General features: G+C 37.5%; 13 protein-coding genes. 4 read left to right on the forward strand and 9 right to left on the reverse strand.

Translation table 11 applies throughout. From position 1 onward, the window contains the following. Positions 1–249: 249 nt before the first annotated feature. From IX38_RS05315 to IX38_RS05340, 6 genes are all read right to left on the reverse strand, one after another. Positions 250–5,340 carry a T9SS type A sorting domain-containing protein gene (locus IX38_RS05315; protein ID WP_034702611.1) on the reverse strand — a complete coding sequence of 1,697 codons (5,091 nt, stop codon included), beginning with the start codon at positions 5,338–5,340 and terminating at the stop codon, positions 250–252. 431 nt (positions 5,341–5,771) lie between these two features. Beyond that, positions 5,772–6,323 carry a serine O-acetyltransferase gene (locus IX38_RS05320; RefSeq protein ID WP_034702614.1) on the reverse strand — a complete coding sequence of 184 codons (552 nt, stop codon included), beginning with the start codon at positions 6,321–6,323 and terminating at the stop codon, positions 5,772–5,774. A 9-nt stretch (positions 6,324–6,332) separates the two neighbouring features. Beyond that, positions 6,333–7,484, reverse strand: a complete 1,152-nt coding sequence (locus tag IX38_RS05325) for a glycosyltransferase (RefSeq protein ID WP_034702616.1) — start codon at positions 7,482–7,484, stop codon at positions 6,333–6,335. A 6-nt stretch (positions 7,485–7,490) separates the two neighbouring features. Beyond that, positions 7,491–8,369 carry a glycosyltransferase family 2 protein gene (locus tag IX38_RS05330; RefSeq protein WP_034702618.1) on the reverse strand — a complete coding sequence of 293 codons (879 nt, stop codon included), beginning with the start codon at positions 8,367–8,369 and terminating at the stop codon, positions 7,491–7,493. Further along, positions 8,324–9,457, reverse strand: a complete 1,134-nt coding sequence (locus IX38_RS05335; RefSeq protein ID WP_034702620.1) for a glycosyltransferase — start codon at positions 9,455–9,457, stop codon at positions 8,324–8,326. Before IX38_RS05335 ends, IX38_RS05330 begins: the two co-directional genes overlap by 46 nt. Before the next feature lie 8 nt (positions 9,458–9,465). After that, entirely contained in the window at positions 9,466–10,035 is a 570-nt protein-coding gene (locus IX38_RS05340; RefSeq protein ID WP_051884495.1) for an acyltransferase, read from the reverse strand. A 44-nt stretch (positions 10,036–10,079) separates the two neighbouring features. Between IX38_RS05340 and IX38_RS05345 the strand changes: the two genes are divergently transcribed. The 3 genes from IX38_RS05345 to IX38_RS05355 are packed head-to-tail and all read left to right on the forward strand — an operon-like array spanning position 10,080 to position 12,077. Further along, positions 10,080–11,054 carry a 3-oxoacyl-ACP synthase III family protein gene (locus IX38_RS05345; protein ID WP_034702621.1) on the forward strand — a complete coding sequence of 325 codons (975 nt, stop codon included), beginning with the start codon at positions 10,080–10,082 and terminating at the stop codon, positions 11,052–11,054. 31 nt (positions 11,055–11,085) lie between these two features. After that, a complete protein-coding gene (locus IX38_RS05350; RefSeq protein ID WP_034702624.1) occupies positions 11,086–11,319 on the forward strand; it encodes a phosphopantetheine-binding protein in 234 nt (77 codons plus the stop codon). Continuing rightward, positions 11,319–12,077 (forward strand): SDR family NAD(P)-dependent oxidoreductase, encoded by a 759-nt coding sequence (locus IX38_RS05355; RefSeq protein WP_034702625.1) that lies wholly within the window; start codon positions 11,319–11,321, stop codon positions 12,075–12,077. Before IX38_RS05350 ends, IX38_RS05355 begins: the two co-directional genes overlap by 1 nt. On the opposite strand, the gene IX38_RS05360 is transcribed toward IX38_RS05355, so the two are convergent. The 3 genes from IX38_RS05360 to IX38_RS05370 are packed head-to-tail and all read right to left on the reverse strand — an operon-like array spanning position 12,074 to position 14,628. Beyond that, complete coding sequence (locus IX38_RS05360) at positions 12,074–13,240, reverse strand: glycosyltransferase (RefSeq protein ID WP_034702627.1); 1,167 nt, start codon at positions 13,238–13,240, stop codon at positions 12,074–12,076. The two genes, IX38_RS05355 and IX38_RS05360, sit on opposite strands and share 4 nt — an antisense overlap. Continuing rightward, positions 13,240–14,079 carry a glycosyltransferase family 2 protein gene (locus IX38_RS05365; RefSeq protein ID WP_034702628.1) on the reverse strand — a complete coding sequence of 280 codons (840 nt, stop codon included), beginning with the start codon at positions 14,077–14,079 and terminating at the stop codon, positions 13,240–13,242. Before IX38_RS05365 ends, IX38_RS05360 begins: the two co-directional genes overlap by 1 nt. 6 nt (positions 14,080–14,085) lie before the next feature. After that, positions 14,086–14,628 carry an acyltransferase gene (locus tag IX38_RS05370; RefSeq protein WP_051884498.1) on the reverse strand — a complete coding sequence of 181 codons (543 nt, stop codon included), beginning with the start codon at positions 14,626–14,628 and terminating at the stop codon, positions 14,086–14,088. Between the two features lie 104 nt (positions 14,629–14,732). Between IX38_RS05370 and IX38_RS05375 the strand changes: the two genes are divergently transcribed. Continuing rightward, entirely contained in the window at positions 14,733–15,503 is a 771-nt protein-coding gene (locus IX38_RS05375) for a class I SAM-dependent methyltransferase (protein ID WP_034702632.1), read from the forward strand. The last annotated feature ends 54 nt before the right edge of the window (positions 15,504–15,557 follow it).

A 15,557-nucleotide genomic window follows, 5' to 3' on the forward strand; every position in this document is an offset into this window, starting at 1 on the left:
TTACCGAAAAAGCAATCACTTTTAACAATATTTAATATTAAAATATGTTTAAAATCATGTCCAAAGCAGCTGATGTATACAGTTTCCGGATGAATTGGCCTGAAAAATTAAATAATTCAAATTCAAAATCTGTTATAAAATTACAAACTATAAATGATAAAATTAAAACCGGAGATGAAATATTCCTATTCTACTAAAAAACCGCCTCAATATACATTGAGACGGTTCAAATTTTACCTGTTTGGTGTACTATTCTTTAATAATTTTAACTATTGTTTCAGAATTGTTGATTCTTACTAAATAGATACCTTGAATGAGTGAAGAAAGATCTGTTTTCTTGTTTTCAAATTTTCCTTCTTTTACAAGTTGTCCTGAAACATTGTAAATCTGGTAGTAGTAATCTTTATCATCAGCATTGATGTAAAGAAGACTCTTCACCGGGTTCGGGAACACTGAAAGTTTTTTCTCGTCTTTCTGAATTTCTTCAAGTTGTTTTTTGGCAAAAGTATTCACTGCTTTTCCAGTTGTGTTTTTTGGAACAGCAAGTACAAACGGGTCATATCTGCCTATTTCATTTCCGTTGCCATCATATTGGATTTTTGCACAACGACAAGACATACCTGCCTGTGGATTGAAAGCATATGATGGAGTAAGATAATAAAGCAGGGTTGGATTAGGGGATTGACTTCCTCCCTCAACATTAAAATACATACCGGCAGCTTTTCCAAGTTGTCCGATTGGAGAGGCAGACCAAACGCCTGATTTATAGAAACTAGCAACAGTATGATTTGTAGGTATGATTCCATCCATATTGTTTCCCCATTCAAAACCTCTGATTCCATTGTTCGAAAAGTTACCAATATTGTATTCAGGCTTATTAAGAACAAATCCATATCTTACGGTCTGTCCACCACCTGCAGCTCTCACATAACCACCAATGTAGCTTCCTTTATTAATATTGTAATTTTCGTAATAAACCCTATTATTCGGAGCATAACTAGGTAGAGAGGACGGAGTACTGAAGATGGTTGGATCTATTCCAAAGAAATTCTTATAGCTTCCATTTGACTGAAGGATATTGAATTTTGCCTGGTAATACCATGGTGTATTTCCCTTTGCGTACGATAAACCAAGACCATCTACTCCACCATCAATGCTCTCAAATAGGTCAGGTATTCTCCAGCCTTCCGGGCATGGATCATATGGCGATTTTTCTTTGCTATGTCCCCACCTGTCTGTCATTAAGCCATTTTCATTGGCAAGCCAGTCATATTTAGGACTTTCATTAACAGCCGGCTCAGTTTGATATAAGAATGTAAAAGGATTGTTGACTGAGTATTTCAATACCTTTTTGATTTTGTTTTCCGTGTTGTCTGTAGGTAGAACATTGGCATTTGAGCTGTTAGAATATACAGAATAGCTCTTCGTTCCTGACGTCAAATAATCATCATTTGTTAATCCAACAGGTAATGGCGGATTTCCTGACATAGGATATGTTATTACTCCGCTAACTAAATTGTTTTGTCTGTATACCTTATACGTATTGAATGGTCTTCCTTTGAAAACACCGCCAACATATAACTGTGGAAAATTATAAAAACCACCAGGATTATAAAACACAGGAATAGGATCTTTTCTTCCCCATTGATAATGCATTCCTCCACTATCTCTTATTTGTTCTACTCTCAAACTGTTAGCTGAATTAGGGTTACCGGAGTCATATCCTAATGGTGAAGTAGCTGTAGCTGAACTTGATTCTAAATGTTCATTAATAAAAGGCATAAGCGCTCCAAGATCTCTGTCCATGAACTTCGTATTCAATGGGACTCCATATGGGCTGTTTGCAGGGTTTACAAACTGTTCATTTGCAGATCTTATTCCTGTGCCAGTAGTTTCTGTTACAAATTCTGTCTGTTCCTGTACCATAGATTTCGGAGCCCAAATATGCCAGCTCCAAAGAATTGGATCTGCATTATTTCCATTTACCCATTGTCCTGAGTTTCCTAGATGAAACGCAATGACTGCATTACCTGCTTCTTGTTCATCAAGTGTGACTCTTAATTTTCCATTTTCAATAGAAGATCCATCAATAATTTCAATATTTGAAATTAAACTTGGGTTAGTAGTCCAGACTACAGAGAAAGATGTTACACTTCCAGCCGGCATCTCATTATTCTGAGAAAAATAAAGTTTATTCATTGCATACGCCTTTCTTAAAGGAATATCAATTATTTTGTCTTTACTGGCGGCTGGTACATCTAATGTAGAATTGGTATATTCAATATAACTGTTAGGTTCCTTTGTCCAGCTTTTTAATTGCTCTAAGGTATATTGAGAAGCTGGAGTATCCACATATTCTGTTTCAAATATTGTAGGCATGTATGCGTTGTTAGGATCTTTTATACAACGTACTCCTCGTGATTCAAATGCATTACCATCAATAAGTGAATTTTGAATGATCTTATGGAAACCTACACTTGTATGACCGGTTGTATTACCGGGGTCTGACACTAATGCCAATCCTCTTGTTCCTGTATTTTCCGGTTCTGCATAAGTAAAGAATGTTGAAGAATGTAGTTGTCCGTCACTAATTTCATCCTGAAGAACGGCTTCCGGCCCTATATTAGCATTCATTCCTAAATACACTTTATCCGCACTTCTGGTTATGTCTTTTACTTTTACATTGCTGCTATTATATTCATTTAAAGTCATTGGTTGTGGGTAATACTCATAATTACCATTAATTGGAATTACCCCTAAATTTCTGCCCGAAACTCCTGTGAAATCAAATCCCAGTGATGGATATACTTTGATCCCCGGGAATGATGAATTCATTGAAGTTGGTGAAATTTCAACTGCACCACCATAGAAATCATTTTCCTTTCCCCAGGGACTTGCTTCAGGTTCTGTAGAAAAGCCTGCTGTACTAGAGTAAAAGGAAGGTGTTCTCCATTCGCAAGGACAAGGGTCATAAGGTGATTTCATTGCATACATCATACTTTGTGCTTTTAAATCGGCATCGCTTGTATTCAATTTAGTCTGCTGTCCACCTCTCGGATCTCCCCATAAATCCCATGCAACATTTTTTGAGAAATCTGTCTGGTCGTAGTTTTTATACTTGCTTTTAGAGAACCAGGTTGTTTTATCTTTTCTTACCCAATCCTTTACGGTAGGGCCCTGAATAGCATAGCTTTCTCCATTATTAACAGGTGTTTCGCCTATTCTGTAAATGTAAACGGGAGGAACGATATAATTTATAGGATTATTAATGGAATATCTGATATTTCCATTAGGTGAATCAAATCCTGTATTATTAGTGATACCGGCTGCATTGGCAGGTTGTATACTTCCTCTGAATTTTACGGGAATCGGGTTTGCCTGAGCAATACCGGGACTCAATTTTCCGGCCTCACCTTCTATCTTAGATGTAGGGAATGGGTCTTTTCTTCCCCATTGGTATTGTAAACCTTTAGTTTTATAGAAATCATGACCTGTAAGTTTTGCATTGGTAGCTCCAAGATTTCTGTCCATCCATTTCCAGTCAGTAAAGGAATTTCCGTTTTTGTCTTTTTCAAAGCCATGATGATAAGTGCTCCCGTCTCTAGGATCATCCGTTACCCAAACATGCCATGTCCAGTAGATCTGGTTATTTACTTTATAAGAAACAACAGCATTCCCTTCTTTAAGTTTGTTTACTAAAACTTTGATTTTAGCATCTTCTCCGTTACCTTCTAGCGTTACAGATTTGATCAAGCCCATTTCATCTTCCCAATAAAGCCCTGCACTGGCAGATCCTCCATCAGGAATTTTAGTATAATTGCCTTGCTCATCTTTCATAAACTCACCTCCTTTCGCCCACATTTCGTAAGCTTTTTTTACAGGGATATAAAGACCGTCAGCATCAACAATTACATTATTTTTTTTATATTTTCCTGTGAAAATATAACTGTTTGGTGCCTTGGTCCAGTCTACATAATCTGATTGAGCTCCTGAATTGATCGTATAACAGGTAACTGGACAATCTTCCGTGACAGGATTTCCGAAAAGGCCTACATATTTTATAAATTTATTGATTTCAGTTTCTATATCCATCAAAGGTCTTGACGGACCGTTCCAGCTACTAATTACCTTTGTATTTCTAATAGCACCCACACCATACAATGACGCCTGCGAAGTGTTACTTAATGAAAAATTTTCAGAGCCAGGACCTCTATGCTTGCTGTATAAATCAGGATAGCCAAAATCATTTTGAGTATCATAATTACTCGTTGCAGAAAGAGAAACATATTGTCCGTTATTTTTATATACCCTTAAGCCTGTAACTTTACTGATAACGATTACTACAGGTTGCTGATTTGTAAAGACATCACCCAATTTCTCATTGATATAATTGTAAAGATTATAATACCTGTTAACAAGAGCATTAGGGTTTGTGAAGTCAAGATATCCTCTTCCCGACGGCTCTCCTCCTTCCTCCGGAGGTAAGAACCAGTTGCTGAAATTGATAAAAAAGCTTTCATTTGAAAATTTTCCGGCAAACATATACACCGGATCATGATATGAAAACTCAAAAGGACTCATATCACTACCCTGATAGATAAATTTCTGTGAACTGGCGATCGTAGAAAGGCCATTGGGATTGGTAATGTTAATAATCGGTGAGTTGGCATTAGAATTATCCAATGATGCATTACCTTGAAAAGACAAAACAATATCATCTAATTTTTTTGTCAGATGTTGAGACGTTACCCTGTCTTTAACCCCGGAAACAGATCCATTTGAGTTGTATAAAACCGTTCCGTCCTTTTTAGGGGTAAATAGAATCGTATACTGGTTTTCATCTAAATCACAGGTTCCATAGGTATAATTCGCCTTTTTGTAGTGGTTTAATGTTTTGTTCCATGTGATGGACTGCCAGTTGGTAATGCTTGAGTCTGAACTTAGTTCGACCTTTACCGAATGGGTATTCAAAGTCGATTCAGGTAATTCGAAATTAGCGGTAAGATCTTCATTGTATTCATAATTACCTGCAAAAGTCTTACACCATACCGAGACCCAATTATTTTGGGAATCCTTGTACTTGATTGTAATTTTTACATCTCCCGAGGTATTTGGTTTTTGAAAGTTTCCTTTCATGACAACCAATCCCTTCTCATTCACGTTTTGTGAAATAACGATAAGAGGATCCAGATCATAAACACTTGGAGGTACAGGTGTTTTATGATTGGGCCCAATACTTGTCTCATTAGGCTTGGGGACGATAAAGGTCCCCGAATAAGCATGAGATGATGCAATACAAAAGACTGCAGCAAAAATCTTTAAAGTCGATTTTTTTTTCATACGTATAAAAATTAAAAGTGTTTTTAGAAATAGATAAAATGGTAGCATGGTAAGATCTCGTTAAATAAGGTGCAATAAGCTTTAAGAATACTGCTTTATTTCTTATCCCAACTTAATCAATACCGATAAGCTTTACAATAAATAAAATATTTACTGTCTTTATATCAGGCTGTATAGGTGATTTAAATCAGATCTCTGAAATTGAAAAATGGGGCAGTATGGAAAACTGCATCATGTTTGGGAAGTAAGTTTTTTTCATTTGTTGTGTTTAAGTTTTGTTGTGTTTTTTGAAAGATTAAAAATTTAAGACAAAGCTTTATTTTTAAAAATTTCTTTAACAAAATTCGATAAAATAATTTTCTCCGACAATAGATACATTAATTTTTTAAGAAAAATGTTATATCGATTTTATGAATTTATAGCAAGGGTTTTTATATTTTATTATTGATATAACCTTCTGTAGCGCTTTCTGTTGGGTAAATTTTGCCGGGATTCCCAACCACTACAGAATTGGCGGGAACATCAAAATTTACATACGAATTGGGTGCAATTAAAACATTGCTTCCAATAGTAATTCCACCTACAATCACGGCATTGGGCCCTATCCATACTTCATCACCGATTGTAGGGAAGCCCTGGAACTTCCCCCGGTTTTGCTGGCCGATCGTTACCCCTTGTGCAATATTACAGTTTTTCCCGATTTTAGCTTTAGGATTGATCACCAGACTTCCCCAGTGCCCCAAATAAAAGCCTTCCCCTATTTCCGTGTCGGGATAAATCTGATACCCATATTTTATCTGATAATGTCTGAGAACAAATTTCCAGAATATCCCTGAAACAGGCTTTTTGTTATACTTCTGAGCTTTTCTTAAAATATAAATAAAATGCAGATTCGGATTGATACATTTTTTCCATATCTCAAATGAAGAGAGCCATTTTCCGCTTTCCCTGTAAAAATCTTTTTGTATGACAGTGTAGCTCATTTTAATTTTTTATAGTTCATCAATGATTTCCTGAAGCTTTGCTACAGATTTCTGCAGGACAAAAGGCAGGTCAGTCGCGGCGATTTCTTTTTCGTAATGGCCGGCAAGTTCTGCGTCGGTAAGGAGTTTTTTCATTCCTTCGTAAATTCCTTCTTCAGAATTTGGGGTGATAACGCCTAATTTTCCTTCCTGGAGAAGATCTTTTATTCCGGAAACATCTGTGGATACAATAGGTTTATTTAAAATCAAAGCTTCTGCGATAATGGTAGGGAAGCCTTCGTGTCTTGAAGACATCACATAAAATTCAGCTTTTTTCAGATACGGATAGGGATTGCTTCTGAAACCGAGCATTTTTACAGTCTCCTGAAGACCTAATTGATTTAGCTTTGTCTGGATATTCTCAAAATCAAAACCATCACCAATAATGATGATCTGATGCTTCAATCCCTCACCGATCAGTTTTTTATGCACATCAATAAGCCTGTCGTAGCCTTTCTGCGGATAAACCGTTCCAATAGTAATAAAAGTGGGGATGGTGTTGGAAAAAGGATAATCATTGATGGCCGTATTGGCTTTACTTAAAGTATCATCCTTATCGATCGGGTTAAAGATTTTAATAACCGCCTGTTTCTCTCTTTCATTTTGGGCAGCCTTTTGCATTTCTTCTTTCAGCTTATTGGAAATTACCAGTATTCTGTCAAACCTGAAAAGCTGTCTGATCACGTCCGGCGTATATTCTTTCAGATTAAAAATATCATTCTGTATCCAGATAATTTTTTTTGAATCTTTCTGTGGACTGGAAAGCAGCTCTCTATACATACCATGGATAGCCGCTATTTCTACATCGTATTTTTTATTTTTCAGAACGAACCTATACAGAAGCCCCGGAAACCACAGGAACATTTTCTGATAAAGCACCCTGAATGCTTTCACCGGAATTTCGTGAGGTCTGTTGGTGGTTATCATTTCCCCTTTAAGGAGATAATGCAGATTCACCCATGACGGAACTTCCTGGATGTACATTCCTGTGTAGAGATTGATCAGCAGGTCTATTTCATATTTGTCCTCAGGGAGGTTTTTGAGAAAGTTGATGAGAACTTTTTCTGCACCGCCATGCCGGAGAGAACCTATACGAATAAGAACTTTCTTTTTTTGTGACATAAACTATTAGTCGGTTACGATATTGTTTTTATAAAATCCTTTGGATACAAAATAACTGAATAAAGATGGGAAAAATATTATTAACAGGAGTTTAATAATATGTTTTTTATGAGCAGTGAAATTGTTAATGACATATTTGTTGACTTCTTCCTGCGTAATCTCCCGGTGGGCATCGAATTGTGATTTTATAAAAGATTCCACCTCATTTTTCATTCCAATATTCTTCTGCGAAAGAGACTGGCTGTTGAAAACCCTTCTGTAAAGGCAAAAAGGCTTTTTAAAATGTTTGAACTGAAAGCCTGAACTTGCTGCTCTTGAAAAAAAATCCCTGTCCTCCGAATAAGAAAGACTTTCATTAAATAATATTTTGGAAATTAATTTCTTACTGAATAATGTGGAAGAGGGAGTAAGCATATTGCTGACGTACATAAGCTGGAATTTAGAAAATTCACATTTCTTATGCAGGAATTCTGTGTCCCCGAAAAACTGAAGATCACAGTATAAAACATCATAATTTGTATGATTATTAAGATAGCTGATCCCATCACTGATGGCCGGTAATAAACGGTCATCTGAATCCAGACACAATAAAAAACTACCTTTTGCCTGCTTCAAACCCATATTCCTGCTGGCGGAAACTCCTGAGTTTTCTTTATGAATTATTACGGTGTGAGGATTCTTATATTCTTTCAGAAAACCCAGTAGTTCATTATCTGTAGATCCGTCGTTAACAATAATAACTTCGTAGGAATAACGGATCTGAGCCTGATCGATGCTTTCCAGGCATTCTTTTACATACTTTAAAGGTGTGTTGTAGACAGGAATGATAATGGATAACTCTAAAGAATCTGTTTCCATTGCTGTGTTATTTTTTCTTTCTTCCATTTGTGAGTTTCTTCGTAAGAAGATTTTATAAGAGAGTTTAATCTATTTTCATCGTGCACCAGCGTTTCAAGTTCCTGTATAAATTTATCTTTATCATGAAGCGGAATGAGAAAACCGTTTTTTTTATTAATAATATCAGAAGGTCCGTAATTACAGTCATAGGCAATCAGGATATTGGAAAAGAACATAGCCTGTATCAGTATCGTAGGCAGCGCTTCTTCAGTAGAGGTAAGGCAGTTGATTTTTGAAGACATAAGGATCTGGTATACCTCTTCCATGCTTCTGTTTCCTAAAAGCTCAATCTTTGAGGTAAGGTTCTTATCAATAACCTCCTGCTGAATTCGTTTTTCCTCCCGGCCGCTTCCTATGATAACTACTTTCCAGTCTTCGGGCAGATGGGTTTTAGAAATGATATCAATGAATTCACTTATATTTTTCTCCGGATCAAGTCTTGCTACCACGGAAATAATATTCTTCTTTCGGTCAGGCTCGATGTAGCTTTGGGTTTCAACCTCATTGTCCATGAGATTATAAATAGTCAGTGAATTTTTATTAATCTCCTTATAATATTTTTCGCCGGGAATATTGGTGCTTACAACTGTTCTTAAATTTTTGTAGTAGCGCCTTAAGCCTTTATTCCAGAATAGGCCTCCTGATGTATAGCTCATATGTTCCCAGGCAATAGTCTTTTTACTGATTTCCCTGTCTAAAGAAAGCATGGAGGAAATTTTATACCAGCAGGAAACGATAGTGTCGTAATTGTGGTGGTTTTCCTTTATCCATTCCTTTAAAGTCTTATAAGAACCGAAATCATACAGGTAAGAATAGATATTGTAGATTTTAGGAACTTTGTTGAATTTCTTATAAATGGAAGTTGCAAATCTCGAATGTTTGTTGGCAAAAGAATCAATATAATGCTTTTTTATTTTGGGATGGATAGGATAAAAATCCTTGTGGGGAGCCATCAGAAAGAGTATTTCAATGTCATAGTTCTGCTCTGTGAGTTCTGAGGTGAGATTAGAGAGCACTTTAGCTACGCCGCCGGGCTTGATATTCTGATAGTATATAAATAAAATTTTTCGGGTCATTTGCGGTGTTATTTTATTCTTCTGGCCTTTTTGAATTTATAAGGGAGATTGGCCTTAATATATTCGTCCAGTTTTTTTCTGTCCTTTTCCAGTTCCCTGGGATATTCCGGGCTGCTTTTTAAAACAATATCGCCATAATCTTCTATGGTACACAGAAACTGTGCGGGATTACCAATAAATACCGTATTATCAGGCATAGACTGGGACAAAACAGAATTGGCTCCCAAAATACAGTTGTTTCCGATTTGTACATCATGGGTGATAACACAGTTGATTCCGATTGTGCTGTTGTTGCCGATTTTTATTCTTCCGAAGATCCTTGCATTCTCATAACCGGGAAGTTTTCTCAGGAGGGTAGTGGTACCGCCGTGGTTAACAAATCTTACCCCGGCAGCAATATTTACATCATTTCCGATTTCAATCAGGTAAGGCTCTGTTCCGAAATAAACTTTGTCGGGCATATTGAAATTTTTCCCGACCTTCATACCGCGGTATTTTGCTGCCTCAAGGCTGGCCTTGTTGAGAAAAGCATGATAGACGGAATGTATTTTTAATACGATTCTGAATATGAACATCATTATTGTGAATTTGTTTTTTACTTTTGCAAAGAAAAAGAATTTATATGATAAAAGTTTCCAAAATAGAATATTATTTGCCTGAGAAGGTTCTTACAAATGAGGATCTTGAGAAAGAATTCCCTGAATGGAGCTCCGATAGAATTCACGAGAAAGTAGGCATCAGGCAGCGCCATATTTCTTCGGACAGCGAGACCGTTTTGGAACTTGCCGTAAAATCTTCCGAAAAAATTTTCGAAAATTATGACAGGAATAAAGTAGATTTTATTCTTTTCTGTACCCAAAGTCCGGATTATTTTCTTCCCACTACTGCCTGTATCCTTCAGGACAGACTGGGCCTTAGAAGAAATATAGGAGCAATGGATTTTAATCTTGGCTGTTCCGGATTCGTTTATGGACTGGCTTTTGCTAAAGGATTAGCAGCAGCCGGTATTGCGAAAAGTATTTTACTGATCACATCAGAAACCTATACCAAGCATATCAACCCAAAAGATAAGGCCAACCGAAGTATATTCGGGGATGCATCCGCATCGGTGATTGTAGAGAAGGATGAAAATGCTGAAGGTTACCAGTTCTGCCTCGGTACAGACGGAAGCGGAGCCGAAAATCTTATTGTAAAGAAAGGAGCTTTCAAAAAAGATTTTGAGCTCAATCCGGAAAATGATTTTGAGCCGGAAAATCTTTACATGAACGGACCCGAAATTTTTAATTTCACCATTGAAAATATTCCGGGACTGGTAAAAGAAACTTTGGAAACAAACGGGCTGACGATGGATGATATCGATCATTTTGTTTTCCACCAGGCCAATTCTTTTATGCTGAATTATTTAAGGAAAAAGACCAAAATACCAGCAGAAAAGTTTTATATTGACATGGAAAACACGGGAAATACAGTTTCCGCAACCATTCCTATCGCCCTGAAAAATATGATGGATAAAGGAATGCTGAAGGAAGGAGACCGGGTCTTAATGGCTGGTTTCGGAGTAGGATATTCCTGGGGAGCAACCGTGATGAAATTTTAAGTAGTAACATAATGTTGTAAAATAAAAATATATGAAGACATCCGTTTTTTTAGAGAAATTACAAGAAGAATTAGAAGAAGACGAAACCCTGACAACTGAAACCAACCTGAAACAGCTGGAAAGCTATGATTCTATCAGCCTGCTTTCCGTTATTGCATTTGTTGATGAAAATTTCGATAAGAAAATTGACACCAAGCATTTTAAAGATATAGAAACCGTTTCTGATCTTATGAATGCTATTGGTAAAGAAAACTTTGAAGATTAATGAACCAGTTTTCTTTAAAAGATAGAACAATTCTTATTACAGGCGCTTCTTCCGGTATCGGGAGAAGCTGTTCTGTAGAATGCAGCAAAAGCGGGGCAGACCTTATTCTTATTGCCAGAAACGAAGAAGAACTGAAGAAGACAGTATCCATGTTGGCTCCGGATACCAAAGCCGAAACCATTATTGCAGATATCACCGGAATTGAAAATCTTGAAGACCTGATCGCTGAAAAAGTAGCAGTTTCAGGTAAGATATCTGGATTTATCCACTGCGCGGGAATAGAAAAAACCCTTCCGCTGAAAAAGCATACTCCCCAGCTCTACACAGATATCTTTGCAGTCAATGTGATCTCAGGCTTTGAAATTGCCAAAATTTTATCCCTGAAAAAATATAAAAACGAAACTTCCAGTTTTGTCTTCATTTCCTCAGTAGCCGGAATGGTGGGCGAAATAGGAAAAGCTGCTTATTCAGCCAGTAAAGGTGCTGTAGTTTCCGGAGCGCGCTCTCTGGCTATGGAACTTTCAAGAAGCGGAATCAGGGTGAATAGTGTAAGTCCAGCCATGGTAAATACCCCCATACTGGAAAAAATGTTTGAAAACATTGGTGAAGATGCCGCAGAAGAGATTCTTAAAAAACATCCGCTGGGAATAGGCGAGCCTGAAGATGTGGCCAACGCATGCATTTTCCTGCTTTCAGATGCTTCAAAATGGATTACGGGATCCAACCTTGTGGTAGACGGAGGATATTCCGCCCATTAATTTTTCCGGTAAAGATCTTCAAGAATTCCTTCCACCGCATCAAAGATTTTCTGATTATCAAACTGGTCCTCTATGGTTTCCAGGTTTTTTCTTATTCGGGCAATAAGCTCCGGGTCCGTCAGAAAAGTCTTCATCGCAGCATACATCTCATCCTTTTCGTAATTGATGAGGTAGCCGGTTTCCCTGTCTTTGATCATCACACCTACATCTCCCGTATCGGTAGCAATGATAGGCTTCTGAAGAATAAGGGCCTCGGCAATTACTAACGGCCACGCCTCAGATTCGGAAGGCATAATGAAATAATCTGCATTTTTTACGTAAGGATAGGGATTCATTCTGTTACCGATCAGAATAAATGTATCCTGAACATTATTGGTACGGATCTGCTCGGTAAGATTTTTCATTTCTTCACCGCTGCCTATGACTATAATGGTATGGTGAAAACCTTCATCAATCAATTTTTTGTGGGCATCAATCAGTTTATGGTATCCTTTTCTGTTGTGAAGACGTCCTACCGAAACAAAAACAGGTCCTTCGGGAAGCGGTTCTATCTTTTCCTGCGCTTTTCTCTTGATTTCGTCTATAGGAATAGCGTTGATCACCACACTTTCTTCAGGATATTTCAGCTCCGGATAATATTTGTGCATCAGGTCCTTGATTTTCTGTGAACAGTAAATCATGTGGTCAAACTGCGGGAAATTGTCAAGAATATCAGGAACCAGTGGCTGCAAAGTAGGGACATTGATCTCGGAATGAAACCAACCTACTTTCTTTGAGGCTTTGTTGCTGGACTTGATGACAGATGAAAATGCTGAATAAGTAGGAGCGATCTCAATATCGAATTTTTTATTTCCTAGAAGGTGGTCAGAGATTTTATGGCTTCTCAAAGCGCTGGAAAGCTTCAGCCTTCTGCGAACCAGCTGCAGTTTATGGATCAGTGGATTTTTAGAGAAATCTTCCTTTCCATCGGTAAAATATACTTTTTTAACATGTTCCGGGAATTCATTTCTAAGCTCACCCTGATTCAGATTCAGACAGACCGTGATGTCAAATTTTTCAGGATTAAGATTGTGAAGAATACTGAGGATCACTTTTTCCACGCCGCCCATTTCCATAGAGCGGTGCCTGAAAAGGACTTTTATTTTCTGATTTTCTGCTGGCATTACCTGAAAAGTTTTTGCAAAGTAATAGAGATTTTTCTTTTTATCCTATATGGAACTGAATTCTGATATTCCAAAAGTTTAAAAATTTCCTGTTGACCGGGATAAGCTTCCGGAACCTTCATTCCATTAATACTTTTGATATTTCTTCTTTTCATAGCATTAAAGACCACCTGGGCAAAATACCCGTAGGACTTCTGCTTATTTTCATTCTGGGATATTCCTCCCGTGTGAGTTCTGTAAAGATAGTTGGTATCGTTGATGAAATAAACGTCCCCTTTTTCATACATTTTTAAATACAGGTCCTGGTCTTCCGATATCTTCAGTTCCGGATTCATTTTTTCCGTCTGTTCATAAATGTCCTTTCTGAACGTTACAAAATGAGCGATCTGAATAGGATAATTAAAGAAATACGGATCTTTATTCTGAACCTGCATGGCAGATTTAAAAGGAGCAATAGGTTTCAGATCTTTGTCACAGCTCATTAATCTTGAATAAGCCAGCACTACATTTTTTTTCCGGGTAAATATGGCTACTGCTTTTTCAACAGCATCAGGAAGAATGGCGTCATCCGGGTCCACAAAACCGCAGATCTCTCCGGAAGCCAGTTCAATAAGCTTGCTTTTGGTGATGCCGACACCCGAGTTTTTTTCATTTTCGAAAAACCTAAACCGCTCATCTCCTGCAATGATGGCTTTGATCTGTTCTTTCTCTCCTTCAGACGAGGCATCATCCAGGATGACAGCTTCCCAGTTTTTATAGGTTTGTGCAAGTAATGAACTGTGGCAGTCTTTAAAAAGCACAGCATTATTGTAGTGGGCGATAAGTATGGAAAATTTCATCTGAATTTAAAGAGAATTGAATACTAAATCCTGTTTATTGACAACCCGTGTATTGGCCGGAATGTCTTTATATATTGTACATCCTGCTCCGATAATGCAGTTGTCGCCTATCGTTACCCCTTTCAGCACCGTAACGTTGCTTCCCAGCCAGCAGTTGCTGCCTATTTTGATAGGAGCTGTTGTAAATTTTGATGGATGAACCTTGAATGCCGGAGAGGTTTCATAAGCATGGTTGTGATCATACAGTCTGACATTTTCACCAAACAAAGTGTTTTCGCCGATTGAAATATGCTCCAGGCAGTTGATCGAGCAGAAGTTATTCATGAAAAAGCGGTCACCTATTTCCAAATAGGCATCTTTCATAACCAAAACACAGGTATAGTTTCTGAATTCAACAGATTTTCCAATACTTACCTTTTTTAAATCCTTGTCAAGAACAAAGCGTCCGCCCATTCCTATTCTGATATTTTCAAAAAATACTTTAGGATTTTTTTTCAGGATAGAAAGCTGCTGTTTTCTGTAGATTTTTTCGAAAAAACTGTAGAACATATCGAGACTTTTATTTTTTCATTTCATTTGAGTATCACAAATATAACCTGTTTTTAGATAAATGAGAAAAAAATATTTATTTTTGCGGTATTAAAGACAACACAGTGAGTGAAATAACAAGAGTTCTCAAAACATTTATAGGGTATCTGAAAAGACCCGATCTTTACCCGGAACTGGGCAGGAAAATCATTAAAAATACAGTCAACAGGGGCAATGCCTTCAAAGGCAAGGAAAAAACGAATTCCTGGGCTGCCGGAAAAGCAATTTCCCAGGAGGAGGCTGTTTTAAAACTATTCGGTCTTGAAATCAGTGCTTTCCGCAGTGATTATGCTGAAATCCTGAAGACAGCAGAGCAGCGGGAAAAAGAATGTCCTGTAAAAATGGGCGGTCCGGGAGCTTTAGAGTTGATCTATTATGCATGTGAATTTGCCAATGCAAAGCATGTAGTGGAAACAGGAGTTGCTTACGGATGGTCGTCACTGGCTTCCCTTCTGTCTCTGGCGAAAAGAAACGGAACGCTGTACAGTTCAGATATGCCTTACCTGGCACAGGACGGAGATCAGTATGTAGGTTACGTCGTTCCTCAAAACCTTAAAAACAGCTGGAAACTGTTCCGTTTTGCAGATAAAGAATCGCTTCCGAAAATTTTTGCTGAAAATTCAGTTTTTGATGTTCTTCATTATGATTCCGATAAGAGTTATAACGGAAGAATGTGGGCATATGACGAGCTGTATAAGCATCTGAAAAAAGGAGGTGTCTTTATCAGTGATGATATTGGTGACAATTCTGCTTACCAGGATTTCTGTGAGAAAAACAATATAGAGACCACCGTGGTGGAATACGAAGGAAAGTATATCGGCGTTTTTGTTAAGTAATTTTTAGAGCGCGATGTATCTGTTTGTTTTTCATGAGTATAAAATTGCTTTATT

The sequence above is a fragment of the Chryseobacterium luteum genome, from assembly GCF_000737785.1.
Lineage (GTDB): Bacteria > Bacteroidota > Bacteroidia > Flavobacteriales > Weeksellaceae > Chryseobacterium > Chryseobacterium luteum.

Coding starts and splice junctions, on each gene's coding strand:
- IX38_RS05330 (WP_034702618.1), bottom strand. CDS start 8,369: ATGGAAGAAAGAAAAAATAACACAGCAATGGAAACAGATTCTTTAGAG.
- IX38_RS05360 (WP_034702627.1), bottom strand. CDS start 13,240: ATGCCAGCAGAAAATCAGAAAATAAAAGTCCTTTTCAGGCACCGCTCT.
- IX38_RS05365 (WP_034702628.1), bottom strand. CDS start 14,079: ATGAAATTTTCCATACTTATCGCCCACTACAATAATGCTGTGCTTTTT.
- IX38_RS05320 (WP_034702614.1), bottom strand. CDS start 6,323: ATGAGCTACACTGTCATACAAAAAGATTTTTACAGGGAAAGCGGAAAA.
- IX38_RS05340 (WP_051884495.1), bottom strand. CDS start 10,035: ATGATGTTCATATTCAGAATCGTATTAAAAATACATTCCGTCTATCAT.
- IX38_RS05325 (WP_034702616.1), bottom strand. CDS start 7,484: ATGTCACAAAAAAAGAAAGTTCTTATTCGTATAGGTTCTCTCCGGCAT.
- IX38_RS05370 (WP_051884498.1), bottom strand. CDS start 14,628: ATGTTCTACAGTTTTTTCGAAAAAATCTACAGAAAACAGCAGCTTTCT.
- IX38_RS05335 (WP_034702620.1), bottom strand. CDS start 9,457: ATGACCCGAAAAATTTTATTTATATACTATCAGAATATCAAGCCCGGC.
- IX38_RS05315 (WP_034702611.1), bottom strand. CDS start 5,340: ATGAAAAAAAAATCGACTTTAAAGATTTTTGCTGCAGTCTTTTGTATT.
- IX38_RS05345 (WP_034702621.1), top strand. CDS start 10,080: ATGATAAAAGTTTCCAAAATAGAATATTATTTGCCTGAGAAGGTTCTT.
- IX38_RS05350 (WP_034702624.1), top strand. CDS start 11,086: ATGAAGACATCCGTTTTTTTAGAGAAATTACAAGAAGAATTAGAAGAA.
- IX38_RS05355 (WP_034702625.1), top strand. CDS start 11,319: ATGAACCAGTTTTCTTTAAAAGATAGAACAATTCTTATTACAGGCGCT.